13 protein-coding genes are annotated in these 17,717 nt (G+C 49.8%); 2 read left to right on the top strand and 11 right to left on the bottom strand.

Annotated elements, in window-relative coordinates; translation table 11 throughout:
- Positions 1–42 precede the first annotated feature (42 nt).
- From MKX34_RS01850 to MKX34_RS01805, 10 genes are all read right to left on the bottom strand, one after another.
- On the bottom strand, positions 43–1,653 hold the full coding sequence (locus MKX34_RS01850; RefSeq protein ID WP_038574040.1) for an extracellular solute-binding protein: 1,611 nt from the start codon (positions 1,651–1,653) through the stop codon (positions 43–45).
- A 379-nt stretch (positions 1,654–2,032) separates the two neighbouring features.
- Positions 2,033–4,282 (bottom strand): helix-turn-helix domain-containing protein, encoded by a 2,250-nt coding sequence (locus MKX34_RS01845; RefSeq protein WP_038568352.1) that lies wholly within the window; start codon positions 4,280–4,282, stop codon positions 2,033–2,035.
- Positions 4,283–4,563: 281 nt separating this feature from the next.
- Entirely contained in the window at positions 4,564–5,460 is an 897-nt protein-coding gene (gene iolE / locus MKX34_RS01840; protein ID WP_076297321.1) for a myo-inosose-2 dehydratase, read from the bottom strand.
- Between the two features lie 39 nt (positions 5,461–5,499).
- Positions 5,500–7,464, bottom strand: coding sequence for a 3D-(3,5/4)-trihydroxycyclohexane-1,2-dione acylhydrolase (decyclizing) (iolD, locus tag MKX34_RS01835; RefSeq protein WP_076297265.1), 1,965 nt, complete (start codon positions 7,462–7,464; stop codon positions 5,500–5,502).
- A gap of 26 nt (positions 7,465–7,490) precedes the next feature.
- The gene (locus tag MKX34_RS01830; protein ID WP_076297264.1) at positions 7,491–8,951 is read right to left on the bottom strand and encodes a CoA-acylating methylmalonate-semialdehyde dehydrogenase; all 1,461 of its coding nucleotides are present in this window, start codon (positions 8,949–8,951) and stop codon (positions 7,491–7,493) included.
- 120 nt (positions 8,952–9,071) lie between these two features.
- Positions 9,072–10,082 (bottom strand): 5-dehydro-2-deoxygluconokinase, encoded by a 1,011-nt coding sequence (gene iolC / locus MKX34_RS01825; RefSeq protein WP_038568343.1) that lies wholly within the window; start codon positions 10,080–10,082, stop codon positions 9,072–9,074.
- A 264-nt stretch (positions 10,083–10,346) separates the two neighbouring features.
- A complete protein-coding gene (locus MKX34_RS01820) occupies positions 10,347–11,357 on the bottom strand; it encodes a LacI family DNA-binding transcriptional regulator (RefSeq protein WP_076101202.1) in 1,011 nt (336 codons plus the stop codon).
- A gap of 181 nt (positions 11,358–11,538) precedes the next feature.
- Complete coding sequence (gene iolB, locus MKX34_RS01815; protein WP_038568337.1) at positions 11,539–12,369, bottom strand: 5-deoxy-glucuronate isomerase; 831 nt, start codon at positions 12,367–12,369, stop codon at positions 11,539–11,541.
- A gap of 38 nt (positions 12,370–12,407) precedes the next feature.
- Positions 12,408–13,454: an inositol 2-dehydrogenase gene (gene iolG, locus MKX34_RS01810; RefSeq protein ID WP_076297263.1), complete on the bottom strand. Its 1,047-nt coding sequence runs from the start codon at positions 13,452–13,454 to the stop codon at positions 12,408–12,410.
- 127 nt (positions 13,455–13,581) lie between these two features.
- A complete protein-coding gene (locus MKX34_RS01805; RefSeq protein WP_038568335.1) occupies positions 13,582–14,697 on the bottom strand; it encodes a glycoside hydrolase family 88 protein in 1,116 nt (371 codons plus the stop codon).
- A 190-nt stretch (positions 14,698–14,887) separates the two neighbouring features.
- On the opposite strand from MKX34_RS01805, the gene MKX34_RS01800 reads away from it, so the two are divergent.
- Together MKX34_RS01800 and MKX34_RS01795 are read left to right on the top strand one after the other, a co-directional pair.
- Complete coding sequence (locus MKX34_RS01800; RefSeq protein WP_038568333.1) at positions 14,888–15,799, top strand: AraC family transcriptional regulator; 912 nt, start codon at positions 14,888–14,890, stop codon at positions 15,797–15,799.
- 215 nt (positions 15,800–16,014) lie between these two features.
- Positions 16,015–16,443, top strand: a complete 429-nt coding sequence (locus MKX34_RS01795; RefSeq protein WP_339204278.1) for a hypothetical protein — start codon at positions 16,015–16,017, stop codon at positions 16,441–16,443.
- 13 nt (positions 16,444–16,456) lie between these two features.
- Here the strand turns inward: MKX34_RS01795 and MKX34_RS01790 are convergent, their stop codons facing one another.
- Positions 16,457–17,713, bottom strand: coding sequence for an OFA family MFS transporter (locus MKX34_RS01790; RefSeq protein WP_143760543.1), 1,257 nt, complete (start codon positions 17,711–17,713; stop codon positions 16,457–16,459).
- Positions 17,714–17,717: the final 4 nt, after the last annotated feature.

Below are 17,717 nucleotides of genomic sequence, written 5' to 3'. Positions count from 1 at the left end.
GAGCGCAGCACCATCTCCCCCCGGTTTTCACTATATATTTGTTTATTGAGCTGAAAGTTCCTTAAACGACTTCTCCAGTTCCTCTTTCAGCTTGGTTCCGCCCAAAGTCATATAATCTTTCATTTCCTGCTCGTAAACCGCTTCAAATTGCTCCGGTTTGGCCATTGCTGTCTTTACAATAATTACGTTGAGCTTATCTTTAAGCGTTGTGCCATATTGGGATTCCGCTTCTATCGGCTTGCCGAAGACGAGCGGACCCACCGTGTCAGCGTTGGCGATAGCGATTGATTGAGTCAGCATCTCCCGGTTACGTTCCGGGAAGCCCAGCGCCCATGCTTTTTCATTAGTGGCCTGATCACCAATGTTTTTGCCGTTGGAGATAATGGCCATGTCACCCGCGTTAAACAGACGATCGGCGAACTCCTGGGAAACATCTGTTTTAGCCACTGGAATACCGTCTACCAGATCGTAGTTTTCACCTTCAACGCCATTTTGGATATCAATCAGATTATTATCCGAAGCCATCCAATCGAGATACTTAACGGCTTCCACGGCGCGTTTACTACTCTTCGGAATCATGATGTACATGCCGTTGGAGGCATACCGGGATTTAATGTGCTTGTTATCAACGTTGGCGTTGGTTAAGACGTCTACCGGCAGCACCTTGCTTCCCTCTACATTTTTGTAGAGATTATCTAGGGTACCATCGGCATAGAACAAGACATCCACATCCTCCGACCAGTAGCCTACATTGCCGTTCTGGATATCCTTGGCCAACTGTGTTTTATCCTCGTCCAGACTGAAGTCCTTACTGATCATCCCTTCATTGTAGAGCTTATTAAGAAATTGCAGGGCATCCTTAAAGCCCTCATGCAGCGGCAGCTCATAACGTTGGCTGTAGGTCAGATCGCCGCTGATCGGCTTCATGAAAGAGAAAATCAACGTCTCGAATTGGGCTGGTGCCAGTGCCATGCCCATCGGGATGTTTTTGCTGCCGAGATTGCCCGGATCCTTTTCTTTAAACGCTTTCAAAGTGGTGTACAGCTCATCGGTCGTCGTTGGCACAGGCAATCCTAATTTATCTAACCAATCCTGACGGATGTAGGAGCTATAACGGCCTGTGATCGCCCGTTTACCAGGGATCGCATACTGTTGGCCTTCAAGCTGGCCGAACGCCAGCGTATCCTCGCCAATAAACTTTTTCAGATTCGGGCCATATTCATCGAGAATTTCTCCGACATCAGTCAAGCCACCTTGCTGGGCATACCGATAAAACACACTGGAATCATACGTAAATACGATATCGGGCACATCCGTATTGCTCGCCATCAAAACATTCAGCTTGGTAACTTCCTCAGAACGTTGGATAGGTACAAATTCCACATCAATGTTATTCGGATCTCCGAACTTTTCCTGCACTAGTTTAGTTAAGTAGTTATTGGTAATGGTATGAGGGGCTGGGCTGTTGCCGCGATCAAACACTTCCACCTTTAATGTAACGCGCTTGGCACTTTCGCCGGCTGCGGCACCCTCGGATGCTGTGTTGTTTTTAGAATCATTGGAACAGCCTGCTAGCAGAGAAACGCCCATTATTGCGGTTAATCCGATCCCGATTGCTTTCTTCAGAACTCCTTGATGTACGTTCACTGTCATTTTTCCATCCCCTTCGCCCTTGCAGGCTTTAATGGTGTATTTATGATCCCCTAGCCTTAACTCTATCCATCCCCAGCGGAATCCATAGCTCGTGATGCTTTTTACTGCCGTGCTACTGGGTCGCTTGTTGTTCTGGATGCCCACAGTATTTCACGAATTTCGGCAGTCTGACAATAAACCTCTTTCGGATGCTCATATCCCAGCAAAATCGGACTTCCGGTTTATCTATACAAACCATTTTCGTAGAATAAACCGCTTTCAAAAGTGTGAAAATAAAGACCGCATCGGTGTTCGCGCCCCCATCATAGAGGTTGGCGTGCACAGATGCGGTTATAAAAAACTATTGTTCACTTGCTATTGGATTAATAAAGTCGGCAGCCTATAGTCTGGAGGTCCCGCGCCCGCGCTTTAAAGAACGGTAGTCACCCGGCGTGATTCCTAATACTCGTTTGAATACCCTGCCGAATGTAATTGCATTCGCATACCCCACCTGGAGTGCAATATCCTGCAGCGAACATTCCGTTTCCACTAAAAGCTTTTCGGCTTCCTTCATGCGTAGCTCTGTTAGAAAATCAACAAATTTCATTTTAAATTCTGTTTTAAATAGATAGCTGGCATATTTGCCGGATACCTGAAACCGGTCGCTCAAATGCTTTAAGGAGAGATCGGGATTTGTAAAATTCTCTTCTATATAGTTCTTCATCTCGGTTACCATCGCCCGGTAGCTTTTAGTCTCACTGACAGAAACATAAGTGCGGAATAAATCAGTCAAATACTCAAACAAAATCCCCTTCATTTCATCTATGGATTCTGCCTCTTCCAGCCGCTTCAGCTGCTTCTCCGCATTTTCCGCTGACAGCTCATCCTGCAGCTGCTCAGACATGACAGCCACTTCCCGGCTCAGCATCTGTAGCATGGCCTGAATTAGAGAGCGAATATCATCATCTTGTAAATAATCCTGTTTAAAACCATCAAAAACACCTTCCAGCAGTTCCCGCCATTGGCCGCTCGACATCCGGAACTGCTTAACAAACTCAGCAATCATTTGTAGATACTTGAATGTCTCAAGAAGCGGCTGGCGCGTTTCTCCAAATTCCGTTAAAGCGATGTCTTCGTACATTAAAAGCTTGTGCTGCATCACATTCTCCGCTGCCGCATAGGAATCGCGAATCTCCCCTGGCCCAGCCGCCACTGGCCCGATAGCGAAGCTTAGGGAGAGGCGCAAATTCTGCTCCACCCAGGTGCGGCAGTCCTCAGCGAATACACGGATTTTCTCTGCCATCTCTTCATCACTTCCTGTGGTCAGGAAGAGAATTGCCGCCCGGTCAGTCCCAATCCACTCCGCCCAAGCCTGCAATTCCGCACTCCGCGCCAATTCTTGAAAGACATTCATCAGGGCAAATTTAAGCGTGTTCTGATCGCCCCTTGTATACCGATCTTGAAAAACCTTGTCGTAGCGGTTGATTTCGCTTAGCACAACCATAAAGCGGGATGTGGAATGAGCTCCGGAGAGCGGCGACAGCTCTTCCATCCGCTGGACGACATTGTCCAACCGTTCGCTTTGCAAGAGATCGTTGAAAAGCTTGCTGCGCTGTAACAGCAGATTCTCTCTGCTTTTCTTATCATAATCCGTCATATGGTTGATTAGATCTTCCAGCACCCCGTCAATGAGCATCATTTCGTCCGGTCTGTCGTTGGATTGGTCCAGCTTGCGAATTTGATGGCCTTCAATCCGGTTCATAATCACCTGAATTGGTTTATAGTTCCGCCGCGTAACATAGATCAGGTAAAAAATCGCGCACACAACCGTACCTAAGGCAATAGCTACCCAAAGGTAAGAAATCACCGACACCCAGCTGAATAGACTGCCCGTTTTGATCCCGCTGGAAAACGTCCAGCCAAGCCTTTCCATATATAAAGTGTTCAACTGCTTCCCATTCTTGGCACCTTCACTGTCCGAATGGGCCTGATAGACCACCTGTCCATCTGCGCCAAAGATGGTCAGAAAGGACAACTGTTCGTTGACCATACCGTCGACGATCTGTTCCATTCCGCTCATCTTGAGATTGATTACGAGCACTCCCTCCGAGCCGAAGGGCAGCGGCATTCCTTTATTTATGGTAAGCACACGTATAGACGTACGCTGAAATTCATCTTTGTATTCCCTAACAGGCTGCCAGCCTTCCGATAAAGAGCCGGAGGTGATGCGGCCAATCCAATCCTCGTCTACAAATCCTGAAAGGTCCTTTAATCCAGTTTCTGTTAAAACGCTTTCATTTCTCTTGTCATAAAGATAGATGGACTGAATATAGGGCGATTCACGCGTCAAGCTGCGTAGATTCTGGGCAACAGCGTAGACGGTCGCCATATCAATCTGGCCTTGATTGTTAAAATAACGTTTATAAGCATCGCTGCGTTCAGCAGCCTCCAGCACTGACAATTCAGCTTCCTTGATCGTTCGGTCCACATTATCCATAAGATAGCTGGCGGTGATACGGTCCGCTTTTTTGGTTTCCATTCGTGAAATATCATTAATAAATACAAAAGAGGCAAAAATCAGTATCGTCACAGTAAGCAAAAAAATAGGAAAGTAGGACAGCAGTAATCGGCGATACCAGGAACGGAACAATAGATAACCCCCTCTGTACAACCGTTAGGATACCCGGCCACGGTTCAGCCGTTAATGCACGAGTAGTTCATAGATATTTGGCTGCACCATCATGGAAATGGAAACTCTTCCGCCTAATTTGCTGCCATTATAACACATACAACATGAACCCGACCAACGAAGCCATTCGTATTTTACACCTGCTCATTAAAAAGGCGAGGTGCGCACAGCCATAGCCGTGAACCCCCGCATATAAATCTGTCCGAGCAGCCGCCAAGCACCAAGTAGTGGCCCTCCTCGGCCTATAAACCACTCAGATCTCTGATATAACGGCGCGCCTTGATCGCATATTCCAGCGGATCGGCAAGTGCCGGATCCTGCTCCGCTTCCACTACAAACCATCCCGTATAAGAGTAACTTGCCAATTCGGTGAAAATCTCCGCAAAGGATATACATCCATCGCCAGGTACGGTGAATGCGCCCGCTTTTACAGCCTGGAGAAAACTGAGCTGATCCCGCAGCACACGCTGAACAACCTCCGGACGTATATCCTTCAAATGGACATGTTTAATCCGAGGTAAATGGATATGCAGCACTTCTAAGGGATTCTCACCGGCAAAAGCTAGATGACCGGTATCGAACAGCAGGGACACCTCTTCCGGTTCCGTGAGCTCCATTAGCTTAGCAATTTCGGCCCCAGTCTGCACCCCTGTCCCCATATGATGATGGTATACAAGCGCCATCCCTTTTTCAGCAGCCAGTCGGCCAAGCCCACCCAGTCCATCGGCAAGTGCGGCCCACTCCACTTCTGTGAATACAGGTTTATTAGCAAATAGCGGCGTATCCATTTGTCCCTGAATACTCCGCCCTTGCTCTGAGACGACAATCACCTTCGCACCCATCTCATATAAAAAATCACGATGCGCGCAAAAAGCCTCCGCTGTCTCCTCATATGGCCGCACAGTCAGATACGCGCTGAACCAAGCGCTGGCAATCTCAAGTCCACGAAGCTCCAGTGCCCGGCGCAGCCGTTCCGGAGAGCGTGGATACTTGTTGCCCACCTCGCTTCCCTGAAACCCGGCAAGCGCCATTTCGCTAATGCACTGTTCAAAGGTATTGTCTTTTCCCAGTTCAGGCATATCATCATTAGTCCAAGCGATAGGAGCAATCGCCAGCTTGACCGCATGTTCTTTGAACATCATCGATTCTACCCCTTCCGTTTCTCAGTATTACTAATACTAATAACTGCGGGCCTTTCCAAGCTGTTCAAGCTTCTGCTCGTGGGCAGCCCGAACAGCCTCACTGCCGGACACTTCTGGAACACCAACATTCCACCAGGCTCCGTAACCATGTGTCATTGTCTTGGGCAGCACCTTAATGTCGATTAGGGTGGAACGATCCTGCAGCTGAGCCTCCCTCAAAGCGTCACGCAGCTGCTCAGCCGTTGACGCACGGAAGGTCTTCACTCCATATCCCGCGGCACTTGCTGCATAATCTATGCCTATCAGTTCGCCGCTCAGCTGACCTTCCGGGCCCCGGTAGCGGAATTCAGTCGCCATGCTATCCAGTCCTTGCTCCATCTGCAGGTTGTTAATGCAGCCAAACCCCATGTTATCTAGCAGAATGACGTTGATCTTCTTATTCTCCTGAAGGCTCGTCACTAGTTCTGAATGCAGCATTTGATAGCTGCCATCGCCCACCAATGCATATACCTCCCGGTCCGGTTCCGCCAATTTCACACCGAGTGCACCGGAGATTTCATACCCCATACACGAAAAGCCATATTCCATATGGTAAGTATCCGGCACAGTGGAATTCCACATCCGCTGCATGTCGCCCGGTAAGCTGCCTGCGGCTCCTATCACAATGGCGTCTTTCGGAAGATATTCATTGAGAATCCCGAGTACCTGTGTTTGCGCCAGCGAAGTGTTCAACTTCGCCGCATATTCAGATAGCTTCTCGTCAAGATGTCCGGCAACTTCCGGCACGAAGGAAACTGAAGAACGATCTGAACGATCTGCCTTCTGATTCACCGTATACTCCACGTCAGATAGACGCTTTCTTTCCACTTCCCATGCCCTTTTTGCCACTACAATTTCATCTGTATAAGCGGTGCGGTAACCGCGCTCCTCCAACGTGGCAGACAGCGCTCTAAGACCTTCGGCAGCATCGCAGACCACAGCCAGCGCATCCAGCTTGGAGGCATGGTAGAGGGAAGCGTTAATTGTCAGGAACTCCACCTCGGGATGGGCGAACAAACTCTTCGAACCTGTCGTGAAGTCCGTAAACCGGGTACCCACACCGATCACCAGATCCGCTTCTGCGGCCAACGTATTAGCACAGCCATTCCCGGTAACTCCTATGCCACCGAGATTGTAGGCACAGTCGCTTGCCACGGCACTTTTTCCGGCTTGCGTCTCACCGAATGGGATGGCGAATTTCTCTGCAAATGCACGTAATTCCATCCCTGCATCTGCATACCGGACTCCACCCCCACAGACCAGCAGAGGTCGCTGTTTGCTGGCAATAAGATCAGCAGCCGCAGCAAGCTCATCCGGATGCGGAGTACGGGAAACGATCCGATGGATGCGCTTGCGGAAGAACTCAAGTGGATAGTCCCAGGCCTCCCCTTGCACATCCTGCGGCAGCGCAATCGTGACTGCCCCGGTGTCTGCCTGATCAGTCAGCACACGCATCGCGTTCAGCAATGCTGTCATCAGTTGCTCTGGCCGATAAATCCGGTCCCAATATTTGCTCACCGCTTTGAAGGCATCGTTGACCGTTATCGACAGATTGTAGGTGTGCTCCATTTGCTGAAGTACCGGGTCCGGTTGACGGGTGGCAAAGGTATCGCCGGGGAGCAGCAGCACGGGAATCTGATTCGCCGTCGCAGTGGCAGCGGCTGTCAGCATATTGGCTGAACCCGGCCCTACCGAAGCGGTGCAGGCCATGATTCGCCGTCTGCGGCTCTGCTTCGCGAAGGCAGTCGCCGTATGAACCATTCCTTGCTCATTTCTCCCCTGATAGACCGTCAACTCACCCGGCGCCTCCTGAAGTGCCTGCCCCAAACCAAGTACATTGCCGTGGCCGAAAACGGTGAATATACCGTGTACAAAACGCTCCGGTCCATTGCCAAAGTCCACATATTGCTGGTTCAGAAATTTCACCAGCGCCTGCGCCGTCGTTAATCTAATCGTATCCACATGAAGCCTCCCTTTCGCCGTTTTTGTTACTGCCAGCGGGCAGTGACGACTTTTTTGCGTGTATAAAATTCAACCCCGTCGCTTCCATTCGCATGCAAATCGCCATAGAAGGAATCCTTCCAGCCGGAGAAAGGGAAAAAGGCCATCGGTGCTGGCACTCCCACATTGACACCCAACATGCCTGACTCGATATTTTCCCGGAAATAGCGCACTTTCCCGCCGTCATTCGTAAAAATACATGCCCCGTTGGCAAAACGAGAGGTATTGGCAATTTCAATCGCCTCTTCTACATCCTTGACACGGATCACTGCCAGGACAGGCGCGAAGATTTCCTCCTGCCAGATTTTCATTTCCCGGGTCACTCCATCAAACAACGTTGGGCCGATAAAATACCCCTGTCCCTGCACCGCATCATCCGCCCGGCCGTCTCTTAGCAACTTAGCACCCTCGGCCACGCCTTGTTCAATATAAGCGACCGTTTTGTCTTTGTGACTTTGGCGGATAACCGGCCCAAGAAACGTGTCGTCGTCCAAACCATTGCCGATGTTCATCTGCTCACATTCCCTCAGGAGGATGGAGATCAGCTCATCAGCAGCCTCTTCCTGCACCGTTACCACGGAGCAAGCCATACAGCGCTCTCCCGCCGAGCCGAAGGCTGCGTTGACAATCTGTGTTGCCGAAGCCTCAAGATTCGCGTCTGCCAACACGATAGAGTGATTTTTCGCCCCTGCCAACGCCTGAACCCGCTTCAAACACGCCGTACCCTTCTTGTAGACATATTCGGCCACTGGCTGTGAGCCAACGAAGGAAATCGCCTTCACATCAGGATGCTCCAGCAGGCCGTTTACCACCTCATGCGCACCGTTAACCAGATTGAGCACGCCTTTCGGAAGCCCGGCTTCCTCTAGCAATTCGACCAAACGCGCTGCCAGCAGCGGTGTGCGTTCGGAGGGCTTCAGCACAAAGGTATTCCCACAGGCGATGGCCAACGGGAACATCCAGCAAGGCACCATCATCGGGAAATTAAACGGTGTGATCCCGCCGACTACACCGATAGGGTAGCGATACATTCCAGACTCGATGCCTGTCGCGATATCGGGCAGCTGCCGGCCCATCATCAGCGTAGGCGCACCTGCCGCAAATTCCACACACTCAATGCCGCGCTGCACCTCTCCGTAGGCCTCTTTGAAGCTTTTTCCATTCTCCAGCGTGATCGTCTTCGCCAGTTCATCCCAATGGTCCACCAGCAGCTGCTGATATTTGAACAAGATCCGCGCTCTGCGCGGCACCGGTGTCTTGGACCAGCCTGCAAAAGCCGCCTTTGCCGCCGCCACTGCCCGATCAACATCGACTCTGCTGGACAGCGGAACACTTGCCATCTCCTCACCAGACGCTGGATTGTATACCGTTTCTGTCTGCTCCGCAGCCGCCTCTACCCACTGCCCGTCAATATAGTTGTTCAGCACTTGCACGGTTTGCTGTGCCATTCTACTCACTCCTTCATCTCTATTAATGCGATCCCGCGAATGTAATCTAATCTAATCTAATCTTGCATAGCTATTCGATCCGGGGTTGTTTGAGTTGTGTCCTCTCCAACCTCCGCCTACTTACTCTGCACCTGAAGTGATTTCCTCGTTAGACAATAAAAACGCTTCCAATTCATCCAAGGTTGGCATGGCATCCGAACAGCTGTGGCGGGAGATGACAATGGATGCCGACGCGCTGCCGCGGCGCATGGCCTCACCCACGCTTTCCCCCCGCATTAGACTGTGAATAAAGGCTGAGGCGTAAGAATCTCCGGCTCCAAATGTCTTCAATACTTTAGCGGGAAAAATACCACTCCGATGCTTCTGCCCATCCGCCGTGTAGGAGATTGAACCACTCCCGCCATGCTTGATAACGACCAGCTTTGCTTGGTGCGAGAACCAGCGGTTAACTGTTGCTTCGTCATCTGCATCTGTTACATTGTACAGGCTCTCCATCATATTAAATTCCTCACGGGTACCGATGATACAATCGCATTTCTCAGCTGCCAGATTATAATAAACCGCTGTTTCTGCGGCTGACTTCCACGTATAGGGGCGATAATCGAGATCAAAAAATACAGTGACATTGTGCTTGCGGGCGAACTCCAAAGCGACAAACACAGCCTCACGGGACGGACTTTGTGCCAGTGCAGTACCTGAGATCAGCAGTGCCTTGGACTTCCGAATATACTCTTCCGAGATCTCCTCCGTACTCAGCAGCAAATCAGCCACATGATCCCGGTACATCAGAATGCTGCACTCCTGAGGGCTCTTTATTTCAGTAAAAGCAAGCCCAGTCACTGCACCAGTCTGGTCAACACTCACCTGGCTATCGTCAATGCCATTCCTTTGCAGATAAGTTCGGATAAAACGGCCCATCTGATCATCGGATATCTTACCGATAAAGCCAGTGCGCATCCCTAGCCGTGCTGCTCCAATTATGATATTGGCAGGAGAGCCGCCAACATATTTGGTAAAGGTCAGTGTCTCTTCCATTGGTCTTCCGGTTTCATTAGCGTTCAAGTCAATACAGAGCCGACCGACAGCGATTAAATCCAGCGGTCGTGCAGGATCGAACTGTAAACCGTTCATTATGACGCCTCCTTGAGAAAACTTCAGTGAAATGGATTAATGAGATACAACAATCATCGGGGGGATGGGTTAAGCGCTTAACCTAATTTCCATTAGTATAGTTTAGAAATTGGAGTTTGGCAATCCTGAACTTAAACGAAGTTGGGATCTGAACTCATGTATCAGAAAAAAGCAAAGAAAAGACCTGTATCTCGCCGCTAAGCGAAGTACAGGTCTTCAGATAGGAGTCGGCGTTCTTACTCCGTTTGTAGAGTTTGTGTCTTCCTAATGCGGTGCCGGTCCGGTGGAATGGCGGACTATCAGTTCCGGCATCAGCATGATCTTGCGCTTAGGACTATCGGGATTGTCGATAGATTCGTTCAGCAGAATCATCGCCTGTTCCGTCATCTCACGCAGAGGCTGAGCAATACTGGTCAAGGTGGGATGGCAAATTTCAGCCAGCATTGTATTGTCAAAACCCACTACGGACAGATCACGGGGAATTGACAAGCCTGCGCTGCGTGCCTCCTTCAATATCCCAATCGCGAGCAGATCGTTGCAAGCGAATATCGCGGTCGGCCGGTCTTCCTGCGCCTGAGCCAGCATCGCGGCAGCCGCTTTGCGGCCGTTCTCCAGCGTGGCTGAGGTATGCGTGAGATTAGCCGGATTGTCAAAGCCAACACCTGCTGCCTTGAGCGCATCCATAAAGCCTTCCACGCGCAGCTTACTCCCCGGTAAATTGTCAGAGATAACGCCGAGCCTGCGATGGCCCAAGGACAACAGATATTCTGTCGCCTGATAGCCTCCCTTATAGTCATCCACCGTGACGCTGTTGCTCTCCATCATCCGGATATCAGCCGAAAATAACACAAGCGGCACGTGATCAGCCAGCAGGCGGCGGACCATATCCGGATTCCCTGTATGAGAAGCAATGATTATACCGTCCACCCGTTTGCGCAGGAGCAGTGAGATATACCGGGCCGCCTTCTCATCATCCCGGTCTGTACTGCATACAATTAAGTCGCTTCCCTGCTCCTGAGCATAATCCTCAATACCTCGGGCCGCCTCAGCAAAAAAGGGGTTGGAAATATCGGGAATCATCAACCCGATTGTTCCCGTTCGGCGACTCGTCAGCGCAGAGGCCACCAGACTCGGCTGGTAATTCAGCTCCTCCATGATCCGATGAACCTTCTCCCGTGTCTTATCGCTAATTCTCCCGTTCTTGTTCAACACCTTGGACACCGTAGCGATGGAGACTCCCGCTTCCCGTGCCACATCATATATCGTAGGTTTCATCGTTAGTGAGCCCGCCTTTACGTTCGTACAATCCTATACCTAGATTATAAGGAACTCTTCTGACAGTGTCTATTAAGCGGTGCAAGGGACTCTGTTACTGTGGCGAACATTTGGTCAATACATCGACACAAAGAAGGAGCCTCCGCCTTGCGGAAGCCCCCTTTTCGTGCGTGCTGCTACACTATTCCTTCTTATCCTTCTGGTGTTGCTGCATCTCGAACAGCCATTCATGTTCCGGATCATTATGAAAAACCCATGTGCGGACCGGACCTGCCATCACATTGAGATAATAAGAATCATAACCCGGCGGTGCCGATACAGGATGATAGCCCTCCGGAACCAATACAATACTGCGGTCAGACACCGCCATCGTCTCATCGAGGCTGCGGTCATCATTATACACCCGCTGCACTACAAAACCATGAGCCGGGTTAACCCGGTGGTAGTATGTCTCTTCCAGATAAGACTCAGCAGGTAGATTGTCACAGTCATGCTTGTGCGGAGGATAGCTGGACCAATTGCCGCCACCCGTACGCACTTCCACGACCAGCAGGCTCTCGGCTTCACTCTGCTCAGGCAAAATGTTGACCACTCGCCGTGACATGCTGCCAGAACCGCGGGCTTCGGCTACAGTATCGCACGGAGTGATCAAACGTGGCGCATATTTGCCCGTTCCTGGTGCAAGGCAAACCGCAAGTTCCAGCTCCGTCAAGGCCGTAACTTCATAATGCCCTCCCGCCGGAATATACACCGCATACGGCGGCAAATCCTCAAATACAGACATACGTTCACCGATCCCGGCGAACAACTGGGCGCCTGCTCTCACATCCGCCTTGCCCGCCAGCAGCACCAGACAGATTTCATTCCCTTCCGCGCTGCGGCTCAGCGTATCCCCAACCTGCAGCTGGTACACTTCAAAACCTACATACTCCCATCCAGCGCTCTCCTTGCTAACTGCCGCTACAAGTCCATCTTTGCCGGGTGCTCCGGCTTTTATGATTAGATTGGACATCTTCACAGACCTCCCCCATCTTCAGCATCTGCATCCGCTTACAAAGCATGTGTCGCCGATATTCCCTCTCCGGCACAAGAAGACAACTTGACCGGAAGCCCGGTAAGATAGGATTCTTTAGCGGCTTCGGCAATCCGTTCCGCCTGTTGCCCATCAAGCCCGCTGCAAATGATAGGCTCCTGCAAGCGGATTGCCCGGGCAAATGCGGCAACCTCTTCCACGAAAGCCTGGTTATACCGCTCGAGAAAGAAATGAAGCGGCTGATCGCGTGTGACCGAAGCAGCGGTTGAAACCTCTACAGTTGTTGGACGGCAGTTGTCGGCGGTGGCTGAGCCGCAGGAACCGAACACCTCCACACGTTGATCATAACCATATACAGCCTTACGGCTGTTATCAATGACGCAGATTGCGCCACTGGCAAAGGTCAGCGTGATGACAGCTGTATCCACATCATCGCAGCGCCCAAACATCGGATCAACGAGATTGGCACCTCGGGTATAAACTTCTGTTACTTCCTCACCCATCAGATAACGGGCCATATCAAAATCGTGAATCGTCATATCCATAAACATCCCGCCGGAAGACCGCACATAAGCCTCACCCGGAGGCTGCGGATCACGTGATGTGATCTTCACAACATGTGGACTGCCTAGCTCTCCTGACTGAACCAGTTGCTTAAGTTTGCGGAAGCTAGGGTCCATTCGCCGGTTGAAGCCGACCTGTAGCAATACACCCTCATCCTCCACTATCTTCAGTGCCTGGTGGGTAAACTCTGACGACAGGCTGATCGGCTTTTCACAGAAAATATGTTTCCCAGCCCGGGCTACTAGCTCAATCCATGAGGCGTGGGTATCCGTAGGTGTGCAGATAAACACAGCCTCGATCTCAGGGTCATTCAGAAGGTCTTGCCCATTCACAAATGCAGAGCCAAGATTCCGGCTCTCTGCCCAGACCAGCAATTCCTCACTTACCACAGCCTCCGCAATTGATTTCAACTTAAACGACGGCATCACACGCAGATTATCTGCATGAAGCCGGCCAATTCTGCCTGCCCCAATAATGCCAACTACGATCGGATTTACCATGTTTGCTTATCCTCCTTCGAGGTAAGCGCTTAACCATCCCGAAAATAGTATACTCCAAGCACCAGCGAAGTTACAAGCAAATATTTCTCCAGCTTTTTTGACTCTCGCCTTAGCTATTTACTCAACCTCAACAGTAATGTAACGCTTCACCTAGTGCGACTAAAACCATGGCCTGCCCGTAGGCCATAGGGGCAATAATGATTTGCTTATAATCTTCTTTTGCAGCACCAATCGGAGTACCGCCGGATACACCAAGCACCGTGCCTTCATCGTCAATTCTGTCCAGCACCGCCCGGATCGCTTTCAGGGCATGACCTGCATACGATTCCGGCAACAACCCCCTGCGTACGCTATGCAAAATACCCGCTGCGATAGCTGCTGAGCCTGACGTTTCAGTATAACTGCTAGAGTCGTCCAGCAGCGTATGCCACAATCCATCTCCGCTCTGGCAGGCTAATAAAGCTGTTGCCTGTGCGTTCAGGATCTGTTGAAGATATTCAAACACTCCACTGTCCAGATACGGCCCCATCAAATCCAGGTATTCAGGCAGGCCGAGTGTAAACCAGCTATTACCCCGGCACCAGAAGGCTTCGCTGAAATTATGCCGGCCGCCAAAATGCCAGCCATGAAAAAACAGCCCTGTCTTTTTATCATACAGGTATTTGATATGCAGCAGCAGTTGGTAAAGCGACGCTTGCCGCCATGCGGAATTATCGTATTTCACACCCATTTTTGCCGTGAACAAAATAGCCATAAATAACGTATCAATCCAGATTTCATTATCGTTGAGCGTAACTTCATCCTTGCTCGCTCCTGTTGTGACATGCTGATAACCAGACTCCTTCGTCCGCGGCAGGCCATGCATCAACCACTGTACCCATTCCAGGCTTAATTCCTCCGATTCCTTCAGTTCCATCAATGACAGCAACGGCGCTGTTGTATTGATATTCCGGCTCGGCAGCCCCTTGCCCAGCTGCTTGCTCATCCAAAGCTTGGCATATTCTTGATAACGCTCATCCTTGAAATGCTGCTCAAGTTTTTGAAGTCCGTAAAGCCCCACTCCCTGCGGCCAATCCCATTCCTCCATGCCAAAATCACGAGCAAAATACCCCCGTCGTCCCGCATCCTCCCCTAAATTTTGCAGTTCGGCTTCGTTTTCCGGCCGCTCCAGCTTCAGCAGCTTATCCGTCACGCGGTTCAGCTTTTCAATGATCTCAACTTTACTAATCCGGCTGTTGTTCATCTGTTTTCCGCCCCTTCGCCTGCCATTTTGGGTCTTCCCTCATGTTGGCTAGTTCCATTCACCCGTAATATATCAAACCATTCCATACAAAAACTACTTTATATTTGCTGTAATAACCCTCATATATTGCAAATCTTGCTTTTCTGAACATATAATAAGTGCATATTACAGAATAAGGCGGTGAGAGCATTTGCTTGAAAGCGACTTACTGTACGAACAAGGATATAGCGTACGTATCAACACGCCCGTTGATCCCCTTTTTTACTATTTTGATTATGACCAGCGTTCTCACGATATCAATATGGAGTTTCAGCATTTTCATGATTTTTACGAGATTCATATCTTAATGGATTCCCGAGCCACTCATATTATCGATGGGAATGTCTGCGCCCTCCAGCAGTATGACATCGTGCTCCTGCGTCCTTATCGGATGCATAAGACACAATATCCGGAAGGGCCGCCGTTTAAGCGGCTGATCATAAACTTCGCCATGCCCAAGGATATACCCGGTTTAGAGAACGCTTACAAAAGTATGTTTCTCTCATTTTGGGAAGAAATACCGATCTACCGTTTGCCAAAAGAGTTGCGCAAAGCCGTGTTTGATCCTCTTAACGCTATCTTCACCTTATCACACAGCACTTCACCATTAAATCCAGTACTGATTCACAGCCTTTTCCAACAGTTTCTATGTGCTTTATACCAGCGCAGGGATCAGAACAGCTATGTCCCAGAGGAGATCGGAAATGCCATTATGCAAAAAATCTACTCGATCACCGCATACATCCATAGCCATTACAACAGCGAGTTATCCCTTGATTTCCTCGCTAAAGAGTTCTTTATCAGCTCCTATTATTTATCACACCAATTTAAGTTAATTACCGGCTCCACGCTGACAGAATATATTCAGATGACCCGGGTCCGTAATGCCCAGCAATTGCTGATTTACACCCGCCTGAAGATTTCCGAGATCGCCGGGCAATGCGGATTCAACAGTTTCTCCCAGTTCAACCGCATATTCAATAAACTTAGCGGGGTCTCCCCATCCGAGTTCCGCAAGAATCAGATCACATCCAACACTGCTTCGACCACACTGTCCTATTGATGTACTTGCTTACCTAGTTACAAAAAATCCGCTGTGCGTCCGACAAATCTATCCACCCTCTAAATAAACATATTGAGCAGTAACGGAGGCAATGTTTAGACGCAAAAGAGAGACGAAGGGAAAGGAATGGCAAAAGTGATGGTGCAGGCGCACAGACGTTGGTACAGATGCAGGTACTGATGTAGGTGCTGGTGTAGGTGCCTGTAGTGATATAGGTGCTAGGTGCTCCTAGTGATGTAGCTGGTGCTGGTGCTGGTGCTGGTGCTGGTGCTGGTGCTGGTGCTGGTGCTGGTGCTGGTGCTGGTGCAAGGGTAGTCACGTTTAACTGTATTTCATACAACTATTTTTTCACGCATCACGCCACCATTAGATATAGCTGTATTTGGTGCAACTATTTCCTTGGTTTTTTCGCCTCTAAGCAACATCTCGAGGTTTTAGTTGTACAGAATACAGCTAAAATCCGAAGATTCACTATTTCATACGGAATAGTTGCACAGAATGCAGTTACTTCTCAGATCCCATCAAAACCCCTTCTCCCAATTGAAGATAATCCGCCCAAACAAGTCTCAGCTCAGCAAGCCACCGCAAATCAAAAAACCAGGCAGCGATTCTCCACTAACCGGAGAATCGCTGCCTGGTTCTAGCTTCAATTACATCTTAAGCTGTACGTTCCGTTGCTTTGAGACGCAGCGCTTTTTTCTCTTTCGACTTCGCCACTGGCGGCTTCAGAGAAATCGCGATGATGCAGGCCAGCAGGCACAAGAGGCCAAAGATAACAAAGGTTGGTTTGAACCCGCCTAGGAAGACGGCGATAAACGAACCGGAAAGGGCACCAATACCAAAACCTTGGTAGACGATTCCGTAGTTCTTACTGTGATTTTTCAGTCCGAAGAAGTCGCTGACAATGGCTGGGAACACCGTGATATTCCCGCCAAAGCAGAACGCAATGGCTGCTACACAAGTGAAGAAAAGTCCGAAATTCAGGGTCGCGTAGCTGAGGGTCAGCATAGCCGCCGCAGTTACAGCAAGCGATGCGCCTACCAGCTTCAAGCGGCTCATTTTGTCAGATAAAGCACCCAGAATTAAACGTCCCGCTGTATTAAAGATCGCAATCATAGCCACCGCACTAGCTGCTGTCTGTACATCAAGTCCAGCCAGCTGCACGCCGATATCTTTTACAATACCGATCAAATACAGACCACACATACAAGCGGTGAAAAAGATGATAAATAGCAGATAAGCTTCTTTTGTCCGCAGCATTTCTTTGACCGTATAGTCTTTCGGTGAACTCATTACTGCAGCTGTCGTTGAACCCGCTGGTGCTGGGGCCGCTTGAACCGGAGCTTCTCTTACGAGCAAGGAACCGATTACAATCATGCCCATAACAATCAAACCCCAATACATAAATGTATTAGACACACCCACTGAGTCAATCAACCCGCCGTTAATATATTTAAAGATCAAACTCCCTGTTCCATAAGCACCAACGGACACGCCGGAGATTAAACCTTTATTATTCGGAAACCATTTAATTAAATTAGATAATGAAGTGATATAAGCTGTCCCATCCGCAAAACCAACGATCACCCCAACCAATAAATAGAACATGAAGAGTGAATTGGCCTGCGAGCTAAGGATCAATCCTAGTCCGAGCACAATCCCAGCAGTAGCAGTCAAACGGCGAAGCCCGAAACGATCCTGCAGCTTCCCTGCGAACAAGGTCGCGAAAGCGAGTGCAAAGCTCGTTATAGAAAAAGTAATCGAAACGGAGTTAAGCTCCCAGCCAAATTTTGTTACCAGATGCGCATTAAATAAACTCCATGTATAGATGGTACCTAGACCCATTTGCATAATTACTGTACCTAATACGATTAGCCACCGTTTGGTGCTTTTGCTGTCCATTGTCGTAGTCATGGTC

Source organism: Paenibacillus sp. FSL R5-0636, assembly GCF_037974255.1.
GTDB classification, from domain to species: Bacteria; Bacillota; Bacilli; order Paenibacillales; family Paenibacillaceae; genus Paenibacillus_AQ; species Paenibacillus_AQ odorifer.
This window is presented reverse-complemented; position numbering and strand designations above follow the sequence as displayed.